The organism is Flavobacterium sp. (genome assembly GCF_013822155.1).
Classification (GTDB): Bacteria; Bacteroidota; Bacteroidia; order Flavobacteriales; family Flavobacteriaceae; genus Flavobacterium.
In genome coordinates, this window is sequence record NZ_PNJW01000023.1 from 22,891 (window position 1) to 42,540 (window position 19,650).

Here is a 19,650-nt window from a genome sequence, read left to right on the forward strand (position 1 = left end):
AGCTATAAAAGTGCTATGATAGAAGAGAAAGTAATTTTAGTCAATGAGAAAGATGAACCAATTGGTTTGATGAATAAATTGGAAGCTCATGAAAAAGCGGTTTTGCACCGTGCCTTTTCTGTTTTTATTTTAAATGATAAAAACGAAGTTATGCTTCAACAACGAGCTCATCAAAAATACCATTCACCCTTATTGTGGACAAACACGTGTTGTAGTCATCAACGGGAAGGTGAAACTAATATTCAAGCAGGAACGAGACGATTAAGTGAGGAAATGGGTTTTTCTGCCGAATTGAAGGAGTTGTTTCATTTTATTTATAAAGCTCCTTTTGATAATGGTTTGACAGAGCATGAATTAGATCATGTAATGATTGGATATTACAATAATAAACCAATAATTAATCCTGATGAAGTTGAAAATTGGAAATGGATGAGTATTGAAGCTATTAAAGAAGACATGCAAATTCACTCGGAGATTTATACCGTTTGGTTTAAAATTATTTTTGATGAGTTTTATCATTATTTAGAAGAGCACAAACTATAACCTTTTACCAATTACCTTTAACCATTTGCCATGAAAGTTACTGTTTCCAGAAAAGCTCATTTTAACGCCGCTCATCGATTGTATCGTAAAGATTGGACGATTGAAAAAAACGATTTGGTTTTTGGTAAGTGTAATAATCCAAATTTTCACGGACATAATTATGAATTAATTGTCAGTGTAACCGGAGAAATTGACACGGAAACAGGTTTTGTCATGGATGTAAAGATTTTATCCGATTTAATTAAAGAGCATATTGAAGAGGCTTTTGACCATAAAAATCTAAATGTAGATGTGCCTGATTTTTTTGATTTGAATCCAACAGCTGAAAATATTGCCGTTGTAATTTGGAATAAATTACGACCTCAAATAAAAAATGAATTAGAATTGGAAGTTGTTTTGTATGAAACACCACGCAATTTTGTAACCTATAGAGGAAACTAAAATGGCACTGAAAGTTGGAGACAAAATTCCTCGGTTTACCGCAAAAGATACAAACGGAAATATTTTTGACAGTTCAATAGGATTGGATAAAAAACCGGCAGTAATTTATTTTTATCCAAAAGACGATACACCGGGTTGTACAACGCAAGCTTGTTCGTTTAGAGATCAATATGAAGATTTTACCGATTTAGGTGCTGAAGTAATAGGAGTCAGCAGTGATTCAATCGCTTCTCATCAAAAGTTTGTATCGAAGCACAAGCTTCCTTTTATTTTATTATCGGATGAAGATAAAAATATCAGAAAACTTTTTGGTGTACCAACCGCTTTATTTGGACTTCTTCCCGGACGAGTGACTTATGTAACAGATGAAAATGGAATTATACGATTGATTTTCGACAATTTATCGGCTAAAATTCACATTGAAAAAGCACTTCAGATGCTTAAAAAAACAGTATAAGTGTTTGATAAGAAGATAGTGTCAAATCAATTGCTTATTTTTGACCTTTGCAAGAAAAAAAAATGACCAAACCACTTTATCCTTTTACTTTTGAACCCATTTTTAAAGAACGCATTTGGGGAGGAACAAAACTACGCGATTATTTGAATAAATCCATTTCTTCTGAAATTACGGGGGAAAGTTGGGAATTATCAACGGTTCCAAATGATGTAAGTGTTGTCAATAATGGCATTTTAAAAGGGAAGAATCTAAATGAATTAATAGACCAATTTCCGGAAGAAATTTTAGGAAAAGAAGTGTATAGCAGATTTGGAAAGCAATTTCCGTTGTTATTCAAATACCTAGATGCTCGGGAAGATTTATCGATTCAATTGCATCCAAATGACGAATTGGCTAAAGCCAGACACAATTCTTTTGGAAAAACGGAAATGTGGTATGTGATGCATGCCGATAAAGGTGCCCGTTTGATTATTGGATTTAAAGAGGACACTAATCAAGCTGACTATTTAAGCCACTTAAAAAATAAAAGTTTACTCACTATATTAAATGAAATTCCAGTTAAAAAAGGAGATGTTTTTTTATTAGAAACCGGTACTGTTCATGCTATTGGTGGTGGGATTTTATTAGCGGAAATTCAACAAACCAGTGATATTACTTACCGAGTTTACGATTGGGATAGGGTAGATTCCAACGGAAAAGGGCGTGAATTGCACACGGAATTGGCTTTAGAAGCAATCAACTTTCAAACAGTATCAGCAAAAAAAGAATACACTACAATTGAAAATAAAACCATTTCAGTTGTTGATTGTCCTTATTTTAAAACAAATATTATAGAACTCAACGGAGAAATTCCGATTCATACAAACAAAGATTCATTTACTGTATTGATGTGTACTGATGGAAATTTAGAGTTATATTTAAATGATGAAAAGTACGTTTACAAAGCAGGTGATACCGTTTTAATACCGGCTGTTCTAACATCATTTTTATTAAAGGGAAAAGCAACATTATTAGAAATTACTGTTTAGGAAACGAAACTAATTTATTTAATTCTAATTTTTTACGTACTTTTGCACCGCAATTAAAATATATATAAAAATGGCAAGTATTAAAAATTTGAAGAAAGACATCAATTTTGTGATGGGAGATATTATTGAGGCGGTTTATATCCACGAAATGACAACTACTGGCAAACCAACCGAGAAATCAAATGCGTTGATTGATGAAGCTATTGCTACTTTTGACACGTTAATTTCTAAAGTAAACGACAAAAAAGTTGAAAGTCGTAAAGCTCATTTAAAACAAGTAGAAAAAGATTTGGAATCAGCTGCGATTCAATTGGTTGAAAAAGTGAACGCACTTTAATCCGATTTTTTGATAAAAAAAGTGCCTTTTTGTTTTGGAATATTCAATTTCAAAATTATATTTGCACTCAGATTGAGACGCCGATGTAGCTCAGCTGGCTAGAGCAGCTGATTTGTAATCAGCAGGTCGTGGGTTCGAGTCCCTCTATCGGCTCAATTTTAAGGACAACTTTTACGGTTGTCCTTTTTTTTTGGAGTAGTATGAACCTAATTTAATTTGATAGTATTGGAAATTGCTGTAAATTTATTTATAAAAAAAACCATAAGATTAAAACTTATGGTTTTTAGTTTTATTGTTGTTCTTCCTTTTTTCGTTTTTCAATAAATTCAGTCAGTAATTTTCCATATTTAGACTGAGCTACTTTGGGCGACATTGAATGATGAATGGTGTCTAAATATTTAATTTGGGCATCATAAATCTCAGACAAAGCAATATAAGGACTCACTTCATATTCTTTTTGAGTTAAAGCAAAGTTTATAGCATATAAATATTTGCGTTTAAGTAATTGTTCTTTTGCTTTTTGAATACTGTCTAGTTGCACAAGATTGCTGTTTTTTTGAGCATTTATTTCTTTTTCTATCAATCCTAATTGTTGATTTGAAAAACGAGCATTTATTTTTTTGAAATTCAAATAGAGGTCATTATTTTTTGAACCTTTTACAACAGCATCTGCATAAAAAGTTTCTAAATTGGTTTCTAATGAAAGTTCTCCGGGTTCAGCAAAAACTACTAAATTATTGTCTAAGGAGTTTGTTTGACCTCTGTCTAAAAAGAAATATAACATTTCCGGCGAATCAATTGTCAAATAGCTGTCAAATGTTGATTTACCATTAAAAATAATTGAATCAATGACAATTAAACTAGTGTCTTTTAGTTGTTGTATGAATAATTTTCCTTGCTTGATTCCTTTTATGTTTCCTGAAATATGCAGGTTATAGTCTTTTTTATTTTCTTTCTCACAGGCTGCAAATAAAAGAAGTATGGTAAAAAGTAGGACTATTTTAGTGATGAATTTCATTTGTTTTTATGTCTTTTGAATTTGGTTGCAAAATAGGGATTTTTTGAAAAACTGAAGTTTTTTTTTAGAGGATAGTTTTTTAAAAAATAAAAATCCCTGAATGATTACTTTCAGGGATTTTTATCTTTTTGATATATTTTAATTTAACCTTTTAGCCAAGCTTCACGAATTGTTTTTTTGCTGTCGTCTGTAGCTTGATATCCATCTACTTCATCCATTGGAATTTGTACGGTTCCTTTTAAGGTAATTTCTTTATCTTCTCTTTTTATTTTAAAAGTAATCGGGTCATTTTCTTGCCATGACATACTTCCAATAATCATATCGTATATATTGTCTAAATTATAAGCTGTATCATTAATGGCAAGAATAATATCTCCGCCTTGTAATCCTAGGGATTTCATAAAACTATTTAACTCAATTCCAGGTAGAACAATAATTTCTTTGGTTGAAGGATTTACGGTGATATAGGGTGTTTGACCTTTTAGAAAAACATTTCCCGGAATTTGTATTTTAGTTTGGGTAACACCCATTTTACCGAAAAATTCATCGTAAGGAAGCGGTGTTGAACCTGCCACATAAGTAGTTAAAAAAGTTCGAATCTCAGGATAGGTCAGAGAAACAATTTTATCAAATAATTCGCTGTCATCAAATGGTTTAGCATCACCAAATTCTTTAGATAATTTTTGCATCAAATCAAGAATTCCTCTTTCCCCATTTGAGCTCTCCCGTAATTGAATATCCAAACACATTCCAATTAAAGCTCCTTTTTCATAAACATTTAAGTAAGCATCTTTATATTGTTTTTTTAGAACCTCTGCACTCATTTTAGTGAATGGCATAGTTTCATCATAGCGTTTAGAATTAGTAATTTTACCGGCCATTCTTTCATAAAAATCATCTTCTGTAATTAGTCCTTGGTTCACTTGAAATAAATTGGCAAAATATTCAGTAATTCCTTCATACATCCATAAATGCTGTGACATCTTTGGAGTGTTGAAATCAAAATAATGAATCTCTTTAGAATGCACACTTAAAGGCGTAACAATATGAAAAAATTCATGCGAAACCACATCTACTAAACTTTGTTCTAATTGTTCTGCCGGCATTGCTTCCGGAAAAACAACAGTTGTTGACGTATTGTGTTCCAGAGCACCATATCCTTTAGCATCCGATGTTTCATAATCTGACAAATAAAGTAAAATGGCATATTTTTTTGTGCTATTTACCTTTCCTAAAAATTTCTTTTGGGCTTTCATCATTTTTTCCATCGTAGGTTTCAAATCTTCCGCTTTGAATGCCCCTTTAGGAGAATAAACACTTAAAATAATTTCCATATCATCTACCATAAAAGTAGTGTAATTCGGATTGTTATACATAATTGGATGATCTACCAATTCAGCATATCTTGAAGCTGTAAATACATCAATACTTTCACTCTTATCCAAATCAATCATTGAAGTAGCTCCAAATAAATTGGTAGGTTTTGTGATTGATAATCGATAAGGCAGTTCTTTCAAGTCTTTGAAATAGCCTACGAAACCATGTGTGTTGATAACAAAATTGAGGCCTTCTGCAATGTTAGTTCCTGCCGGTGAAAATATATCCCCTTTTCCAAACTCAGAACCTGATTCAGAATCATATGTATCATTTACTAAATAAGTAACTTTTGCTAATGATTTAGCTTCTTTTATTACCCATGAATTTTCATCCATTTTGGCTATCACAAGTTCTTTTCCTTTTGCGTCATAGGCTTTTAAATTGTCAATATAACGTCCGTAATCATCTTCGGAATAGGTTCCGGGAACTATTTTAGGTAGATAAAAGGTAGTTTCATTGGTTTTTATTTTTGGAGGCATGACGGTCACCGCCACTCTGTCATTGTTAATATTGACTAAGTCAATAGAAACCTGAACTTCGTTGGTTTTGTTTTGAGCGGTTGCAATGGAAAGGTTTAACAGTAAAAATGTACCGGTAAAGACTATCGATAAAAATGATTTTTTCATGAAATAATTATATAATTGATAATAAGTTGCAAAAGTTCTTATTTTGTTACAAATAACAACAAAAAACGCTTTTATTCAAAGCGCTTAACTGTTAAGGGTTTGATAAAGTTTATTTAGTTTGTAATAGAATCCAATCTTTTATGTCAGCTAATACAGTTGGAGAAAAAGTTTGTTCAATTGTTCCGTATTCTTCAACTGCACCGGTTTTGCATTCTTGAAATAAGTGATTTAAATTAGGATATACTTTAAGGGTAACTTTTTTATTTCCACCTTTTAATAACGAATTTTTAATGCCTTCTGTATTTGCTTTAGATGGAACTTGTAAATCCTTTTCTCCATTTAAAGCCAGAACAGGACATTTTACTTTTTCTAAATATAGGCTTGGATTAAATTTCATAAAACTTCGATACCAAGGAGAGCTTAATTGTTCGATTTGTTGGGCAATCATTTGCTTTTTGTCAGATTCGCTAAGTTGTTCAAATTGGGGGTTTTCATTTGTTATTTTTTCCAGAATGGTGGCTAATTCCTTTTTAACCGTTTCATCATCAGCATCACTTTTTACGATTGTGTAAATAGATTGATTAATTTTTCTGGTTTCACTTAGTTGTTCTTCCGTCATTCCGGCAACTTTTCCAATTTGATAGGCTTGATCCAATAAAAGCTCCATACACGGAATTCCGGGACCGGCTAACAATATGATAAAATCGATAGTTTTATCTTTTGAAGCAACAATAGGGGCAATCATACCACCTTCGCTATGTCCTAGTAATCCAATTTTTTTAGAATCAACTCCTGATTTTGTTTTTAAAAATGTGACTGCAGCTTCAACATCTGTAGCAAAATCATAAGAAGTGGCAAGTGAACGATCGCCCTGAGATTTTGCGACGCCTCTGTCGTCAAAACGAAGCACTCCAATGCCATTTTTAGTTAAGTAATCAGCAATCACCCAGAAAGATTTATGTCCAAAAATTTCTGAATTACGGTCTTGCGGTCCACTTCCTGAAATTAATATCACTACCGGATAAGGTTTGTTGTTTTGAGGATAAGTTAAGGTTCCTGCTAAAGTTATTTTGTCTTTTTTATTTTCAAAAGTTACTTCTTCAATACCATAATCAAATTTACCTTTCGGTTCTTGTGGTCGATTTAGTTTGGTTTCTTCCATTTTCTCCCGTGACAGATTTAATGGAAAGTTTTGACCGTTTTGAGAAAAAGTACCTTCAAAAACAGTTTCAGCATTTAATTTTCCGGCATAAGAAAATCCTGCTGCGTCAAACGTAATTTTTAAAAGATTATCTTGAAAAGTAACGGATGATAACGGAATTCCATTTGCATTTTGTTGTGGAACACTCATGGTTCCGGAATAGTTGTTTTCGTTTTTGGCAATTGAAAAACTTATTCTTAATTCGGATCCCATGACACTTATTTTTCCATACCAATCACCGGTAATTTCTTGAGAAAATGATGCTATTGAATAAAAAAGGACAACTAATAAACTGATTTTTTTCATTTTTATAAAGATTAATTAAAAGTGGTTATTATATATTTTGAAACAACTTCTGCTACAAGAATGGTAAAAATAAATAGTATAATGTTTTTAATTCCTTTAGCATTTGTTGCTACTTTAAAACCATTCCATAATAGAACGGAAAACCAAATCAATGTACATATAGCTACAAAGCTGAATAGCATTAACAGTATTATGTCAAGAGTTGAAATAGTATTAAATCTACTAGCTACAATGATGTTATAAGTACGATTACTTACGTCATACATTATATTGTTGAAATTAAAAAAAGGTAATATATAGAAAGGAATTCGGGCAATTAAAGACGCGTTTAATACATCAACAAAACGCGTTTTAGAATTGATTAATTTCCCAGTTATAAACAATAGTATAGTTAATAAGACAGTATTAAAAAAATTATCGAGAACTACTTCAAAAAAAGTGATTGATTTTAATAAATGAAAATCAACTATACCGTCAAAACGACCATTAAAAAGGTAGCCTAAAAAGGAACCAATTAAGGTCATTACTAATCCAAAAATTAAAAGTTGACGTTCTGAGTAAAGTTCATAAGGATTATATAATGGTTTCATTATTTAGTCAATTACTTTAAAATTGTTTCTAATACTTTTTTTAATTCTTCAGGTTTTTGGGTGCCAATTAAAAGATTCTTTCGATTTAAAAAATGCAATTCTAAGCCCATATTTCCGGCTACATTAAATGCCTTTCCGTTTCTGCCGTATCGAACACCCCAACCACCATAATCAAAAATTGGACTATATTTGATTACTTCCATTTGACTTATTTCTGAAAAAAAATATTTTCTTTCTTTCCAATGAAAAGGGAAGAAACGTATTGATATATAGTCTTTTGTGATGATAGTTTCAAGTTTTAAAAAATAGAAAAATAAGATAAAAATTCCAAAAAACAGAAAATAGAGACTAAGAAATAAAAGGGATAGTTTGTTGTTTTCAAATTCATTTAACAATGAGTATCCTCCCAGTAGATTGGCACCAATAATGATTGCCCAAACCCACCACTGTGTGAATTTTTGATTTTCCTGAAATAATGGTTTTTCATTCATTTGCTTATTTATTTTGTGTTTTTTTAATTTTTTCTATCATGTCATCCAGTTTATTTCGAACAGTTGGATAACTATTACCCATTTGAATGGCCATTTCTTTTAAACTTCCACTGGAAAGAAAAAACTGTAGAATAAAATTTTGTTCTTCTTCCGAAAGTTTCAATAGTAATGGTAAAGAATAGTTTCCAGAAACTTGTGTTTGACAAGTTTCACAAGTTAATTGTGAAACAGAGAGGGAGCTTTCACAACTCGGACAGTGAATGGGTAATTTAGGCTTCATTTTAAATAAAGTTTAAACAAAAGTAAATAATATTTAAATAAATATTAATATAATTTAAATTTATTTTATTTTTTCCAATAAAAAAAGCAATCCGAGAGAAGAATGCTTTGTGTTTATTGAATATGTTTTTATCGTTTGGATATCTTGTTGTGTGTGATTTGACGTTGGAGTGTACATTTAAAGCGGTCAATGCCATTTACTCTTTTCTTAGCATGTTTGGTTGCTCTTCCTTGAACACGTTCCCGCCACATTTTAAAACTCGAAGCCTTCATTTCTCTTCGCATGAGTTCAATGGTTTCTTGTTCAGAAATTCCAAACTGAAAAGAGATAGCTTCAAAAGGGGTGCGATCTTCCCAAGCCATTTCTATTATTCGGTCTATTTGAACCGCTGTAAAATCTTTTAGAAGTAGTGACATGTTAAATCAAAAAGCAAATAACGTTAGAAAATAAAAAAACTCTTGGTGAACAAGAGTTAAAATATACTTAATCAAATTTATTTTTGATATAGTATTTGCTGTCTAAATCATCAAAATCATCAATAATTGGTTTTGGTTTTGGTTTACTGGCCGTAACTTTCTTTTTCCAAAGTTCAAAATTATCCTTTGAAAGTCGTTTTCTCATAATTTCAGTAACTTCGTTTTCTGAAATTCCAAATTCAACCTTAATTACTTCGAAAGGTTTCTTTTCCTCTTGAGCCATACTGATAACGCGTTCAATTTGTTCGTTATCCAGTTCCACTCTTTTACTTTTTTTCATTAGTTCAAAAGCACAATTAATATTTAATGTAAAGTTTCAAATTCTAAACCAATATTAGTGAAAAAATAAATTACTTTTTCAAACAATGCTTATTTTTTTAAATTAATGTTCGGGAGCTCTGTATTTTTGAAATGGTATTTTTAATAAATTGACTAGTTGGTTGTTTTCTTCCGGTTTCATATGGGTGTCAACTCCATAAATAATTTTTTCTCTATCTAAATAAGAATACGTTCCAAATAGTCTATCCCAAATAGAAAATATATTTCCGTAATTACTGTCTGTGTAAGGTAATTTATAGTGATGGTGCACTTTGTGCATATCGGGTGAAATAATAAAATAACTTAACAATTTATCTATTTTTTTAGGAAGTGGAATATTGGCATGATTAAATTGTGAAAAAACTACAGAAAGTGATTGGTATAAAAAAACCATCCACATCGGGCTTCCAACTATTAAAACACCAATTACAGTAAAGATGAAACGAATGATGCTTTCACCCGGATGATGTCGATTGGCCGAAGTAGTATCAATCCATGTATCTGTGTGGTGTATTAAATGAAAACGCCATAAAAAAGTTACTTTATGTTCAATTAAATGAACCAAATAGGCTCCAATCAAATCGAGTAAAAGTAATCCAACAATGGTGTAAATCCATATATTCATTTGCGGTAGCCATTGTAGAATTCCAAAATTTTGTTGTATAGCTAAATCGGCTGCTAATAACAAAATAAAAGCCATCAGAAAATTGATGATTATAGTGGTTATCGTAAAGAAAATGTTTATTCCTGCATGTTCAATTTTATTATATTGAAATTTGAATAAAGGATAAGCGTTTTCAATTAGCCAAAAAAGGGTAATACCTCCAACAAGAATGAGGCCTCTGTGAAGTGAGGAAATGCTTTCAAAATAATCAATGATAGTTTGCATTTATTTTTTTTACTAATTTAAATAATATTTTGATTTAATTTTAGCGATTATCTTATAATTCTAAAAGTTAGATTAATTCTAGTGCCAATTGGTTTTGATGTTTTGGGAATTTGATGTTTCCAACAATGTTGTGTTTCACCTTTCATAATTAACAAGCTACCGTGTTCTAATGTAATTTTTTGTTTACACTCTTTAATTTCATTGTGCTGTAAATGAAAAACTCTTTCTGCTCCAAAACTAATTGAGGCAATTACCGGGTTTCTACCTAATTCTTTTTCATTATCTGCATGCCATCCATTACTGTCTTTACCGTCACGATATTGGTTTAGTAAAACTGTTGTGAAATTTTCAAGACAAATTTCCTCCACTTCATTTTTGATAAACATTAGCAAAGGATTCCATTTATGAGGTTGCATTACGATATTAGAATAAGAATATGTTTTACCATTATTTCCATATAAAGCGGTCAATCGAGGTTGAGGATATGTTTGACCAAAAACAGTAATATTGTCTTGTTGCCAAGGAATTTCATTTTTTAATTTTTGGAATAATTCATTAGATTTTTCTACTGAAAATAAATTTGGATAATACTCGATTTCAGCGTCGGGTAAATCAAATACAATTTTTTCTTTGGGAAATAATGAATTCATTTGGTAAAAATAAAAAAAGCGATGGAAAATTCCATCGCTTAAGGTAAATTATGCTGTAATCTGTTATTCGTTTTTTTGTAACACATTTTTATAAATAAATCCGGCAACAATTGCTCCTAAAATTGGGGCAAGCCAGAAAAGCCATAGTTGACTCAAAGGTTCTCCACCTACAAAAATAGCCTGGGAAGTAGAACGAGCCGGATTAACAGATGTGTTTGTAATAGGAATACTGATTAGATGAATTAAGGTTAATGCTAAACCGATTGCAATTCCTGCAAATTTACCGTTTGCAAATTTATCAGTTGCTCCAAGTATTATTAATAAGAAAAACATTGTCAATACGAATTCAGCCACAAAAGCGGCTGTCATCGAATAGCCTGAAGGGGAAAAAGCACCATAACCATTGGATGCAAAAGCACCAGCTTGGGTGTTGTCAATGCCAACAAAACTATCTTGACCGTTCATAATAAAGTAAAGCGTTGCAGCTGCGGCAAGACCTCCAATACATTGAGAAATGATATAAGGTAAAAGTTCTTTGGCGTCAAAACGTCCACCAGCCCAAAGTCCAAATGAAACAGCCGGGTTAAAATGACCACCTGAAATATGCCCAACAGCATAAGCCATCGTTAATACGGTTAAACCGAAAGCTAACGAAACTCCGGCAAACCCGATTCCTAAATCGGGAATTCCTGCTGCAAATAGTGCACTTCCGCAACCTCCAAAAACCAACCAATAAGTTCCAAAAAATTCTGCAAATAGTTTTTTCATAAAATTGTAGTTTAATTAATATTTAGTGTATTGATAAGCCCAAAAAATCAAAGCAAATTGTAAAGGTAAACGTAATAGTCTAATCCATTTTGGTAATTCCAATCCGGCATTTTCATTCTGATACATGTATAGATTTGCCGGAAATATTGCCAGTAATAATATGATTATTCCCCAAGCCGCAAATGGGGTGAATTCAGGAACGCATAGTAATAATCCCAATAAAATCTCCGCAATTCCTGAGGTGTAATTCAGTAATTTGGGATTTGAAAAATAAGGAGGAATTATTTTTAAATAAAGTTTCGGATTTCGAAAATGATTAAAACCGGCTATTATATATATAGCAGACATTAGGTACAAATGCCAAGGTAAATTCATAAATGAATTGCTTTGTTCAATACGAATTTATAAAAAAAATGTTAATAAAATGAAGAACAGTAAAATATTTTACGAAATAAGCATTAAATCTTTCTTATGAATTTGATATTCATGACAACAATCGCAAGAATGATAAGAATAATTCCAAACCATTGCAAACCATTTACTTTTTCACTTAAAAGGAAATAAGCCATAAGAACTGAAACCGGTAATTCTAGCGAGGAAACAATACTTCCAAGTCCAATACCTGTCAAAGGAAAACCGGCATTTAATAACATTGGTGGAATGATAGTGCCAAAAAGAGCAACAATAATTCCCCATTTTAAAAAGATTTCAAAATTAAATGGGGTTGATTGTGTAACTATTGAAAAGAGAAAAACAATGATTGCTCCCCCTAGGAGCATGTATAGACTTCGTTGTGCAGAGGTAATTTCTGTGGCCACGCGATTGGCTGTAAACATGGTAGTCGTAAAGGATGCAGCTGCTAAAATTCCCCAAAATAATCCACGCCAATCTAAAGCAATTTCATTTTGAATTAAGTTTGTTGCTAAAACTGTTCCAATTAATACAATGACAACAGCCATTATTTTTTGAATAGAAGGTAGTTTTTTATCTAAAATCATTTCTAATAATACCCCCATCCAAACGGTTTGCATGAGTAAGACAATAGCAATGGAAACATCGATGTATTTCACACTTAAGTAATAGAAAACACTCGTCATGCCTAAGGAAGTTCCTGCCAACATTAAATGAAAAATATTTTTCCCGGTTGCTTTAAAAGCTATGTTTTTATTTTTAACTCGTTGGAAAGAATTGATAAGAAGCACACCAATGATTCCATATACAAATTGAGCTGTAGTGACTTCAGCAGTGGTGAAATTTTCGTGATAGGCTAATTTTACAAACGTAGCCAACATGCCATAACTTGTCGCTCCAAGGGCAACTAAGAAAACTCCTTTCAGTACTCGATTTCCGAACATATTTGATTTTTAAAAAGCGGGCAAAGATAGGGAAAAGTTGCGAGTTGCGGGTTGAAAGTTTCAAGTTTCATATTTTTTGTATTGTCAATACTATTCTGGATATTTTTATGTTTAAATTAAAAAAGTCCATGAAAAAGATACTTTTATTATTCGTTTTATCTTTTGTCTGTTGCAATCATACACCACCGGTTGAAGTAGCAAAAGATTACAAGTCCATTCATAACGAAGCATTAACTTTTTGCAAACAAAATCAATTTAATCAGGATTTTTATTTTTTTGTTGATTTAAGTATTCATTCCGGTAAAAACCGCTTTTTTATTTATGATTTTAAAAACCAAAAAGTAGTTAATCAAAGTCTTGTAACGCATGGTGCTTGTGATGTTTTCCAAGAACATCCTGAAAAATATAAAAAAGTAAAATTCAGTAATAAATCCAATAGCCATTGTTCAATGAAAGGAAAATATAAAATCGGAAAACGTGATTACAGTTCGTGGGGAATTAATATAAAATATTGGCTTCACGGTTTAGAAAGCAGTAATAATAATGCAATTAACCGAGTAGTGGTGTTACATTCTTGGGATGCTGTATCAAATGAAGAAATTTATCCCAGATACTCTCCATTAAGTTGGGGTTGTCCGGCCGTTTCCGATGAATTTATGAAAGTGTTGGATGAAAAATTAAAATTAGATAATCAACCGGTTTTATTGTGGATTGTGGAGTGATTTTAAATCCAACCAAATTTTTCCTGCATAATTTTTGTTTTGTTTTCAGTCAAATATTTTTTGAATGCCTCGGCAACCGGTGAGTGATTTTTTTGTTTCATCCATATTAAACTCCACATTGACTTTAGCGGTAAACCTATTATTGGAATGATATGTAAATCGCCATTATTTAACTCATTTTTTATCCCAATTAAAGGCATAATTGAACAACCTAATCCTGCAATTAAGGCCTGTTTTACAGCTTCATTTGAGGTTAACTCCATTTTTTTTACTAATAGCAGTTTGTTGCTTTCCAGAAATTGTTCCATCACTTGTCGGGTCCCCGATCCTTTTTCTCTATAAATTATAGGAATATTTTCTATGATCGATTTATCATTTTGCTTATCAGAAAATTTAAATTCTTTATTTCCAACCAAATAGAGTTTGTTTTCCATTAAGTCGATTTTTTCAACCTCCATGTTTTCTGGTAACAGAGAAACCAGCGAAAAGTCAACATCATTATTTTGCAAACTTTTAATCACCTTGGCCTTGTTTGTAACGTCGAGTTCTAATTCAACTGCATTATTTTCTTTAATAAAATCAGTAATAAAATAAGGTATAACGTATTTACCAGTAGATACTACAGAAATTTTTAATCTTCCGGATAACTGACCTTTGAAAGCCATTGTTTTGTGGTTAATCGCTTGTACTTCGTTAAGGATTTTTTCTGCTGCAAATGCTATTTCCTTGCCAAAATCGGTTACATATAGTTGTCTGCCAATTACTTCAGTCAGAGGAATGTCAAATTGATCTTGGAATTTTTTTAATTGTATAGAAACTGCAGGTTGTGTAAGATGCAATTCTTCGGACGCCCTTGTGATGCTTTTTGTTTCTGTAATTTTTAAGAAAACCAGCAATTGATGTAAAGTATAATGCATAACTTTTGTTTATATATATCATTACAAATATAAATAAAAATATATGAAATGTTTTAGAGAAATTTGTCCCGTAAAACACATTAAAATAAATATGTATGAAAAAGAATCTTGAGAAATACAGTCTAATCTATTGTATGATTTGGTTACTCACCGGTTTTTTGTTGTCTTGCCTGATGCCTGAAAATCTTTTTACTCATTTTTATTTAGGAGTGGGAGTTCTTTTCACTTTGTTTGCTTTAAAAAAATTAAACTTTAAAATAAATTAATATGAAAACAAATTTAACTTTCGATTTAATCGATGGAACTTTTAAACCATTTGAAGCAAAAAGAGTACTATTTACTTTAATTAAAGATAAGATTAATTTTCATGAATTAGAGCTTTTCAGTGCTAATGAACGTTATGGAATTGATTTGCCACATTCAAGAAAACGAATCAAAGATTTAAATGATACTTTGGTGAGAATTGAACAAGTGATCAATGAATTTGAAAAATCCAATCTTGAGATTAAGATTTCAGGAGCTATTGAAATTGTAGCTGTTGAAAAAATGGAAAAAAATGAAGTTTTTTAAAGGAAGAAAAGCCATTATAGCGACCAAGCATCATAAAGAACAAGTTATTCTCCCTTTACTGAAAGAACACTTGGAAATAGAAGTTTTTGTGCCACACGAGTATGATACCGATAAGTTTGGCACATTTACGGGTGAAATTTCAAGGGATGGAAGTGCTTTAGATGCTGTTCGTAAGAAATGTTTAGACGCAATGAGCACGTTTGGATATGATTTAGGAATCGCTTCCGAAGGTTCTTTTGGTTCCCACCCGAGTATGTTTTTTGCACAAGCCGATGACGAGTTGGTTATTTTGATTGACAAAAAAAACGAACTTGAAATTATTGCACGTGAATTAAGTTTACAAACTAATTTCAATGCGGATAAAATTTCAACATACGAACAACTACAAACCTTTGCTCAACAAGTCAATTTTCCGTCTCACGGATTAATTATCAAAGATTCCGATGAAAAAGATGCCAAGATATACAAAGACATTACAGATTGGAACGATTTAAAGAGAATTTATGCTACAGTTTCGAGTACTTTATCAACGATTTATGTTGAAACAGATATGCGTGCTCACAGAAATCCGACCCGAATGCAAGTGATTGAAAAAGCCACTCAAAATTTAATTAAAAAAATTCACACCCTTTGCCCCAATTGCCAAACTCCTGGATTTGATGTCTCCGAATTGATTAAAGGCCTTCCTTGTGAATGGTGTAAATTACCAACGGAATCCCTACTTGCTTTACAGTATTCTTGTAAAAAATGTCATCATACAACACTAGAAAAATATCCAAAAGGTAAACACTATGAATCACCCGAATTTTGCTCCTATTGCAACCCTTAATAAAAGAGGTGTTGTTACAAAATCCATCAAAAAAGCGGCTTTTTATCTTAATAAAGGGGAAGTTGTTGCCATTCCTACTGAAACGGTTTATGGACTGGCAGCGAGTATTTATGATGACAGTGCTTTAAAAAAGATATTTGAAATCAAGCAAAGACCTTTTTTTAATCCGTTGATAGTTCATATCGATTCAATGGAATCTATGGATAAAGTTGCCAAGAATGTTCCAGACAAAGCCTATTTGTTGGCTAAACATTTCTGGCCAGGGCCATTAACCATGATTTTTGAGAAAAACGAAATGGTTTCAAACATCGTTACAGCAAATAAAAATACTGTAGCCGTAAGAATTCCCAATCATCCCATAGCTTTAGAATTAATAAAAGAAGTCGGTTTTCCACTTGCAGCACCCAGTGCAAATCCTTTCGGTTCGATAAGTCCGACCACAGCCAAACATGTAGAAAAGTATTTTAAAAATCAGCTGGAAGTAATTTTGGATGGTGGAATGGCAGCCAAAGGTATTGAATCTACAATTGTAGGTTTTAGTAAAAATGAAGTAGTTGTTTACCGATTAGGTTCTGTATCCATTGAAATGCTTGAGGCGGTCGTGGGTAAAGTAAAAATAAGGAAGAAATTGGAAAAACAACCCATAGCTCCCGGTATGCTAGAAAGGCATTATGCACCTAAAACACCCATGATTTTAAGTGCCAATCCGCTTAATTCCGCTTTAAATTTGATTGGAAAAAACATCGGACTTCTAGTGTTTAAAGAAAAATCAGTTTACTCGGATTATTATACCGAAGTTTTATCTCCCACAGGTGATTTTAATGAAGCCGCCAAAAATTTATATGCAGCCATGCATCAATTGGATGCCATGGGATTTGATTTGTTAATTGCAGAAAAATTTCCTGATAAAGGCATAGGCAAATCGATTAATGATCGATTGCTGAGAGCGACAAAAAAAGAAACCAATTTTACACCCAATAACATATTTATCTAATGAATTTAGATTTATTACTTCAAAATTTAACGAATCCGGCCTTATTGTTTTTTGTCTTAGGAATTTTAGCCGTAAAGTTTAAAAGCGATCTGGAAATTCCACCCAATTCTTCTAAATTTATATCACTATATCTTTTATTTTCTATCGGTTTTAAAGGTGGACAAGAATTGGTGCATAGTGAGTTGAATCTCACTATTTTGTGGGCATTAATTTTTGGAGTTGTTGTAGCTTGTGCAATTCCTCTGTATACTTTTTTTATTCTAAAAAGAAGACTAAGTACCGAAAATTCGGGAGCCATTGCAGCTGCTTATGGCTCGGTGAGTGCCGTTACATTTGTTACGGCTGTTTCTTTTTTGGAAATTCAAAACATATCGTTTAACGGACATATGGTTGCGGTGATGGCTTTGATGGAGGCCCCTGCCATCATTATTGGTGTAATTTTGATTCGTTCCTTTGGATCTAAAGAGTCGTGCAACAGCTCTTTAGGGTCCATTATCAAGCATTCATTTACCAACGGAAGCGTGTTTTTGATTTTGGGAAGTTTATTGATTGGTTTTTTAGCCAGCGATAAGGAGGCCATGGGAATTAAGCCCTTTACAACCGATATATTTAAAGGATTCTTAGCTATATTTTTATTGGATATGGGAATTGTTTGCGGTAAAAAAATAAACGATTTTTTGAAAAGTGGTTGGTTTACGGCTCTTTTTGCGATTGTGATTCCTTTAGTCAACGGAACTTTGGTTGCTTTGCTCAGTCAACTGATTACGAATGATACCGGTGACCGATTTATGTTTGCGGTACTCGCGGCAAGTGCTTCCTATATTGCTGTTCCAGCTGCTATGAAAATGGCAGTGCCAAAAGCAAATCCGGGACTTTTTGTGCCCATGGCATTGGCGGTTTCATTTCCTTTTAATATTACTTTGGGAATGCCGATTTACTTGGCTGTTATAAAGTGTTTTTAATTTTTTATAAGCACTAATAAAGTAAAACTAATGAGTTGAATTTTAATTTGTTTTTTTTATATAATCCATGTCCAAAACATCTCTTAATTTATTCAAACTATGTTTTGATAAAGTTCTGAAACCAATTTCAATGAAAAAAAAACGTATCATTAGAATTTGAAGAATAGCTACAAATGGTAAGATTATTGAAAAATCTTCCTTTCCCAAAATAACGGAAAGTCCAATTCCAACAATTGGAAACAATAAAATAATGCTTAGTAAAATTCTAAATGGTTTATTTATTTCCAATTTAACATGGCCTTCATTATTTTTTATTGAACCAGAAATTACACAAAAAGCTCCTTTCCCAATTTCGGTTGAAATTAATTTGAAGGTATTTCCTTCAATCATACCCAAAAATGATTTATCTGTACTTTGTGAACTAAGAATTTGAGAGATTTCTGTTCTTCTTTTTAATCGGTCTAGAGCCTCTTTTTCATCACCAAATAATTTGAATGTATAGCTACTGGTTGGAAATATTTTCATAAAGTAAGTATTATTAATCCACCAAATCTTTTAAATGTACTCGTAATGCTTTTACGGAAATACTTATCTCCCAAAAAGAAATACCTAAAGAAACTAACAGACAAAACAAACTGGCTCCAAAAAATATAATTCCGGCCAATTGTTGTTCAAAGAATAAAACCAACATTGCAAAAACCGATAGGAATAGACTTAAAACTCCTGCCAATTGCATGTAACGAATAAGAGATAATCGCAAATTTAGGTTGGCGATTTCAATTAAGATGCTTTTGTTTTCTTTCTCGTCGTATGTTTTTTTTAGGCCTCGAACAATTTGAGCAATGGTCAAAAAGCGGTTGGTATAGGCTAACAAAATCAAGGAAGTGGCAGAGAAAAGCAGGGCAGGGGTTTCGATGGTTAAAATCATTTCTTTTAAGTTGCGGTTTGCGAGTTCAAAGTTCGTGAATTTTTATGAACCTTTGACAATGGTTTAATGTCGGCAAGGTTGAAAGAAACAGCCGTTAGAATTATTTTGGTCATTTCATAGCCTTTGATTTCATACAAAGTTAAGATGTCTGCAGATGAGTGTTTGAAGGAGTGATTATTCCATAATTTGATTCATCTTAGCAATTCAGGAATTATCAATTAGGTTATAAATAAAAAAAAGAACCTTTTTTAATTTTAATGCGGTTCTGTTGTTTGTTATTTTAACTGTCAGTTTTTACGATACTCTGCAAATACGCTAAAAATCTCGTTAGAATACCCTCATTTTGACTTTCGGGATTGTCTAATTTTGTCGCATATTCAAATGCTTTAAAAGTAGAAATAAAAAATGCGATGAAGCAAATAATTACTACAATGGTTAAAAGGATTAGGTCTAGATTTTCCATTTATTTTTTTAGTTTTAAATTAAAATAAATTAAAAATCCAAGGATAGTAGGAGGCCATAATCCAATAAATAAGGCACGTTCAGGATTATTTAAAACAACATAATAATATTCGGA

Annotated in this window: 28 protein-coding genes and 1 tRNA gene; 12 read left to right on the forward strand and 17 right to left on the reverse strand. The window is 31.9% G+C overall.

The window, feature by feature from the left end; translation table 11 throughout:
- Nucleotides 1-15 precede the first annotated feature (15 nt).
- From idi to C0512_RS07570, 6 genes are all read left to right on the forward strand, one after another.
- Nucleotides 16-543, forward strand: coding sequence for an isopentenyl-diphosphate Delta-isomerase (idi, locus tag C0512_RS07545; RefSeq protein WP_290860153.1), 528 nt, complete (start codon nucleotides 16-18; stop codon nucleotides 541-543).
- A gap of 30 nt (nucleotides 544-573) precedes the next feature.
- Nucleotides 574-984, forward strand: coding sequence for a 6-carboxytetrahydropterin synthase (locus tag C0512_RS07550; RefSeq protein ID WP_290860154.1), 411 nt, complete (start codon nucleotides 574-576; stop codon nucleotides 982-984).
- 1 nt (nucleotide 985) lies between these two features.
- Nucleotides 986-1,441, forward strand: coding sequence for a peroxiredoxin (locus C0512_RS07555; RefSeq protein ID WP_290860155.1), 456 nt, complete (start codon nucleotides 986-988; stop codon nucleotides 1,439-1,441).
- A gap of 62 nt (nucleotides 1,442-1,503) precedes the next feature.
- Nucleotides 1,504-2,469 (forward strand): type I phosphomannose isomerase catalytic subunit, encoded by a 966-nt coding sequence (locus C0512_RS07560; protein WP_290860156.1) that lies wholly within the window; start codon nucleotides 1,504-1,506, stop codon nucleotides 2,467-2,469.
- A 70-nt stretch (nucleotides 2,470-2,539) separates the two neighbouring features.
- Nucleotides 2,540-2,806, forward strand: a complete 267-nt coding sequence (locus tag C0512_RS07565) for a hypothetical protein (protein WP_290860157.1) — start codon at nucleotides 2,540-2,542, stop codon at nucleotides 2,804-2,806.
- Nucleotides 2,807-2,885: 79 nt separating this feature from the next.
- Nucleotides 2,886-2,959 (forward strand) — tRNA-Thr (locus tag C0512_RS07570).
- A gap of 136 nt (nucleotides 2,960-3,095) precedes the next feature.
- On the opposite strand, the gene C0512_RS07575 is transcribed toward C0512_RS07570, so the two are convergent.
- The 13 genes from C0512_RS07575 to C0512_RS07635 all read right to left on the reverse strand — a co-directional run bounded on the left by C0512_RS07575 (nucleotide 3,096) and on the right by C0512_RS07635 (nucleotide 13,151).
- Nucleotides 3,096-3,824 (reverse strand): DUF4369 domain-containing protein, encoded by a 729-nt coding sequence (locus C0512_RS07575; protein ID WP_367160687.1) that lies wholly within the window; start codon nucleotides 3,822-3,824, stop codon nucleotides 3,096-3,098.
- A 143-nt stretch (nucleotides 3,825-3,967) separates the two neighbouring features.
- Nucleotides 3,968-5,827, reverse strand: a complete 1,860-nt coding sequence (locus C0512_RS07580) for a peptidase M61 (RefSeq protein WP_290860158.1) — start codon at nucleotides 5,825-5,827, stop codon at nucleotides 3,968-3,970.
- A gap of 109 nt (nucleotides 5,828-5,936) precedes the next feature.
- Nucleotides 5,937-7,334, reverse strand: a complete 1,398-nt coding sequence (locus C0512_RS07585; protein WP_290860159.1) for an alpha/beta fold hydrolase — start codon at nucleotides 7,332-7,334, stop codon at nucleotides 5,937-5,939.
- Between the two features lie 11 nt (nucleotides 7,335-7,345).
- Entirely contained in the window at nucleotides 7,346-7,924 is a 579-nt protein-coding gene (locus C0512_RS07590) for a hypothetical protein (protein WP_290860160.1), read from the reverse strand.
- A gap of 11 nt (nucleotides 7,925-7,935) precedes the next feature.
- Nucleotides 7,936-8,415 (reverse strand): hypothetical protein, encoded by a 480-nt coding sequence (locus C0512_RS07595; protein WP_290860161.1) that lies wholly within the window; start codon nucleotides 8,413-8,415, stop codon nucleotides 7,936-7,938.
- 4 nt (nucleotides 8,416-8,419) lie between these two features.
- Nucleotides 8,420-8,695 (reverse strand): DUF2089 family protein, encoded by a 276-nt coding sequence (locus tag C0512_RS07600; RefSeq protein WP_290860162.1) that lies wholly within the window; start codon nucleotides 8,693-8,695, stop codon nucleotides 8,420-8,422.
- 128 nt (nucleotides 8,696-8,823) lie between these two features.
- Nucleotides 8,824-9,111 carry a TIGR03643 family protein gene (locus C0512_RS07605; protein ID WP_290860163.1) on the reverse strand — a complete coding sequence of 96 codons (288 nt, stop codon included), beginning with the start codon at nucleotides 9,109-9,111 and terminating at the stop codon, nucleotides 8,824-8,826.
- 67 nt (nucleotides 9,112-9,178) lie between these two features.
- A complete protein-coding gene (locus C0512_RS07610; RefSeq protein ID WP_290860164.1) occupies nucleotides 9,179-9,451 on the reverse strand; it encodes a TIGR03643 family protein in 273 nt (90 codons plus the stop codon).
- 102 nt (nucleotides 9,452-9,553) lie between these two features.
- Nucleotides 9,554-10,378, reverse strand: a complete 825-nt coding sequence (locus C0512_RS07615; protein ID WP_290860165.1) for a sterol desaturase family protein — start codon at nucleotides 10,376-10,378, stop codon at nucleotides 9,554-9,556.
- Nucleotides 10,379-10,425: 47 nt separating this feature from the next.
- Nucleotides 10,426-11,028 (reverse strand): alpha-ketoglutarate-dependent dioxygenase AlkB, encoded by a 603-nt coding sequence (locus C0512_RS07620; RefSeq protein WP_290860166.1) that lies wholly within the window; start codon nucleotides 11,026-11,028, stop codon nucleotides 10,426-10,428.
- Nucleotides 11,029-11,091: 63 nt separating this feature from the next.
- Nucleotides 11,092-11,796, reverse strand: a complete 705-nt coding sequence (gene aqpZ / locus C0512_RS07625; protein ID WP_290860168.1) for an aquaporin Z — start codon at nucleotides 11,794-11,796, stop codon at nucleotides 11,092-11,094.
- A 15-nt stretch (nucleotides 11,797-11,811) separates the two neighbouring features.
- Nucleotides 11,812-12,171, reverse strand: coding sequence for a MauE/DoxX family redox-associated membrane protein (locus C0512_RS07630; protein ID WP_290860170.1), 360 nt, complete (start codon nucleotides 12,169-12,171; stop codon nucleotides 11,812-11,814).
- 83 nt (nucleotides 12,172-12,254) lie between these two features.
- Nucleotides 12,255-13,151 (reverse strand): DMT family transporter, encoded by an 897-nt coding sequence (locus C0512_RS07635; protein WP_290860172.1) that lies wholly within the window; start codon nucleotides 13,149-13,151, stop codon nucleotides 12,255-12,257.
- A gap of 128 nt (nucleotides 13,152-13,279) precedes the next feature.
- Between C0512_RS07635 and C0512_RS07640 the strand changes: the two genes are divergently transcribed.
- On the forward strand, nucleotides 13,280-13,873 hold the full coding sequence (locus C0512_RS07640) for a murein L,D-transpeptidase catalytic domain-containing protein (protein ID WP_290860174.1): 594 nt from the start codon (nucleotides 13,280-13,282) through the stop codon (nucleotides 13,871-13,873).
- A 2-nt stretch (nucleotides 13,874-13,875) separates the two neighbouring features.
- Here C0512_RS07640 and C0512_RS07645 read toward each other — a convergent pair whose 3' ends face one another.
- Nucleotides 13,876-14,790, reverse strand: a complete 915-nt coding sequence (locus tag C0512_RS07645) for a LysR family transcriptional regulator (protein ID WP_290860176.1) — start codon at nucleotides 14,788-14,790, stop codon at nucleotides 13,876-13,878.
- A 95-nt stretch (nucleotides 14,791-14,885) separates the two neighbouring features.
- On the opposite strand from C0512_RS07645, the gene C0512_RS07650 reads away from it, so the two are divergent.
- Genes C0512_RS07650 through C0512_RS07670 form a run of 5 tightly spaced genes read left to right on the forward strand, consistent with a single transcriptional unit; the run spans nucleotide 14,886 to nucleotide 18,145 of the window.
- Nucleotides 14,886-15,056 carry a hypothetical protein gene (locus tag C0512_RS07650; protein ID WP_290860178.1) on the forward strand — a complete coding sequence of 57 codons (171 nt, stop codon included), beginning with the start codon at nucleotides 14,886-14,888 and terminating at the stop codon, nucleotides 15,054-15,056.
- 1 nt (nucleotide 15,057) lies between these two features.
- Nucleotides 15,058-15,360, forward strand: a complete 303-nt coding sequence (locus C0512_RS07655) for a hypothetical protein (RefSeq protein ID WP_290860180.1) — start codon at nucleotides 15,058-15,060, stop codon at nucleotides 15,358-15,360.
- Nucleotides 15,347-16,189 (forward strand): DUF6671 family protein, encoded by an 843-nt coding sequence (locus C0512_RS07660; RefSeq protein ID WP_290860182.1) that lies wholly within the window; start codon nucleotides 15,347-15,349, stop codon nucleotides 16,187-16,189. The genes C0512_RS07655 and C0512_RS07660 overlap by 14 nt, the downstream gene beginning before the upstream one ends.
- Nucleotides 16,152-17,183: an L-threonylcarbamoyladenylate synthase gene (locus C0512_RS07665; RefSeq protein WP_290860184.1), complete on the forward strand. Its 1,032-nt coding sequence runs from the start codon at nucleotides 16,152-16,154 to the stop codon at nucleotides 17,181-17,183. The genes C0512_RS07660 and C0512_RS07665 overlap by 38 nt, the downstream gene beginning before the upstream one ends.
- Nucleotides 17,183-18,145, forward strand: coding sequence for a sodium-dependent bicarbonate transport family permease (locus C0512_RS07670; protein WP_290860186.1), 963 nt, complete (start codon nucleotides 17,183-17,185; stop codon nucleotides 18,143-18,145). The genes C0512_RS07665 and C0512_RS07670 overlap by 1 nt, the downstream gene beginning before the upstream one ends.
- Nucleotides 18,146-18,187: 42 nt before the next feature.
- Here the strand turns inward: C0512_RS07670 and C0512_RS07675 are convergent, their stop codons facing one another.
- From C0512_RS07675 to C0512_RS07685, 3 genes are all read right to left on the reverse strand, one after another.
- A complete protein-coding gene (locus tag C0512_RS07675; protein WP_290860188.1) occupies nucleotides 18,188-18,670 on the reverse strand; it encodes a hypothetical protein in 483 nt (160 codons plus the stop codon).
- A gap of 13 nt (nucleotides 18,671-18,683) precedes the next feature.
- Nucleotides 18,684-19,073, reverse strand: coding sequence for a DUF2721 domain-containing protein (locus C0512_RS07680; protein ID WP_290860190.1), 390 nt, complete (start codon nucleotides 19,071-19,073; stop codon nucleotides 18,684-18,686).
- A gap of 280 nt (nucleotides 19,074-19,353) precedes the next feature.
- Nucleotides 19,354-19,536, reverse strand: a complete 183-nt coding sequence (locus tag C0512_RS07685) for a hypothetical protein (RefSeq protein ID WP_290860192.1) — start codon at nucleotides 19,534-19,536, stop codon at nucleotides 19,354-19,356.
- Nucleotides 19,537-19,650 lie beyond the last annotated feature (114 nt).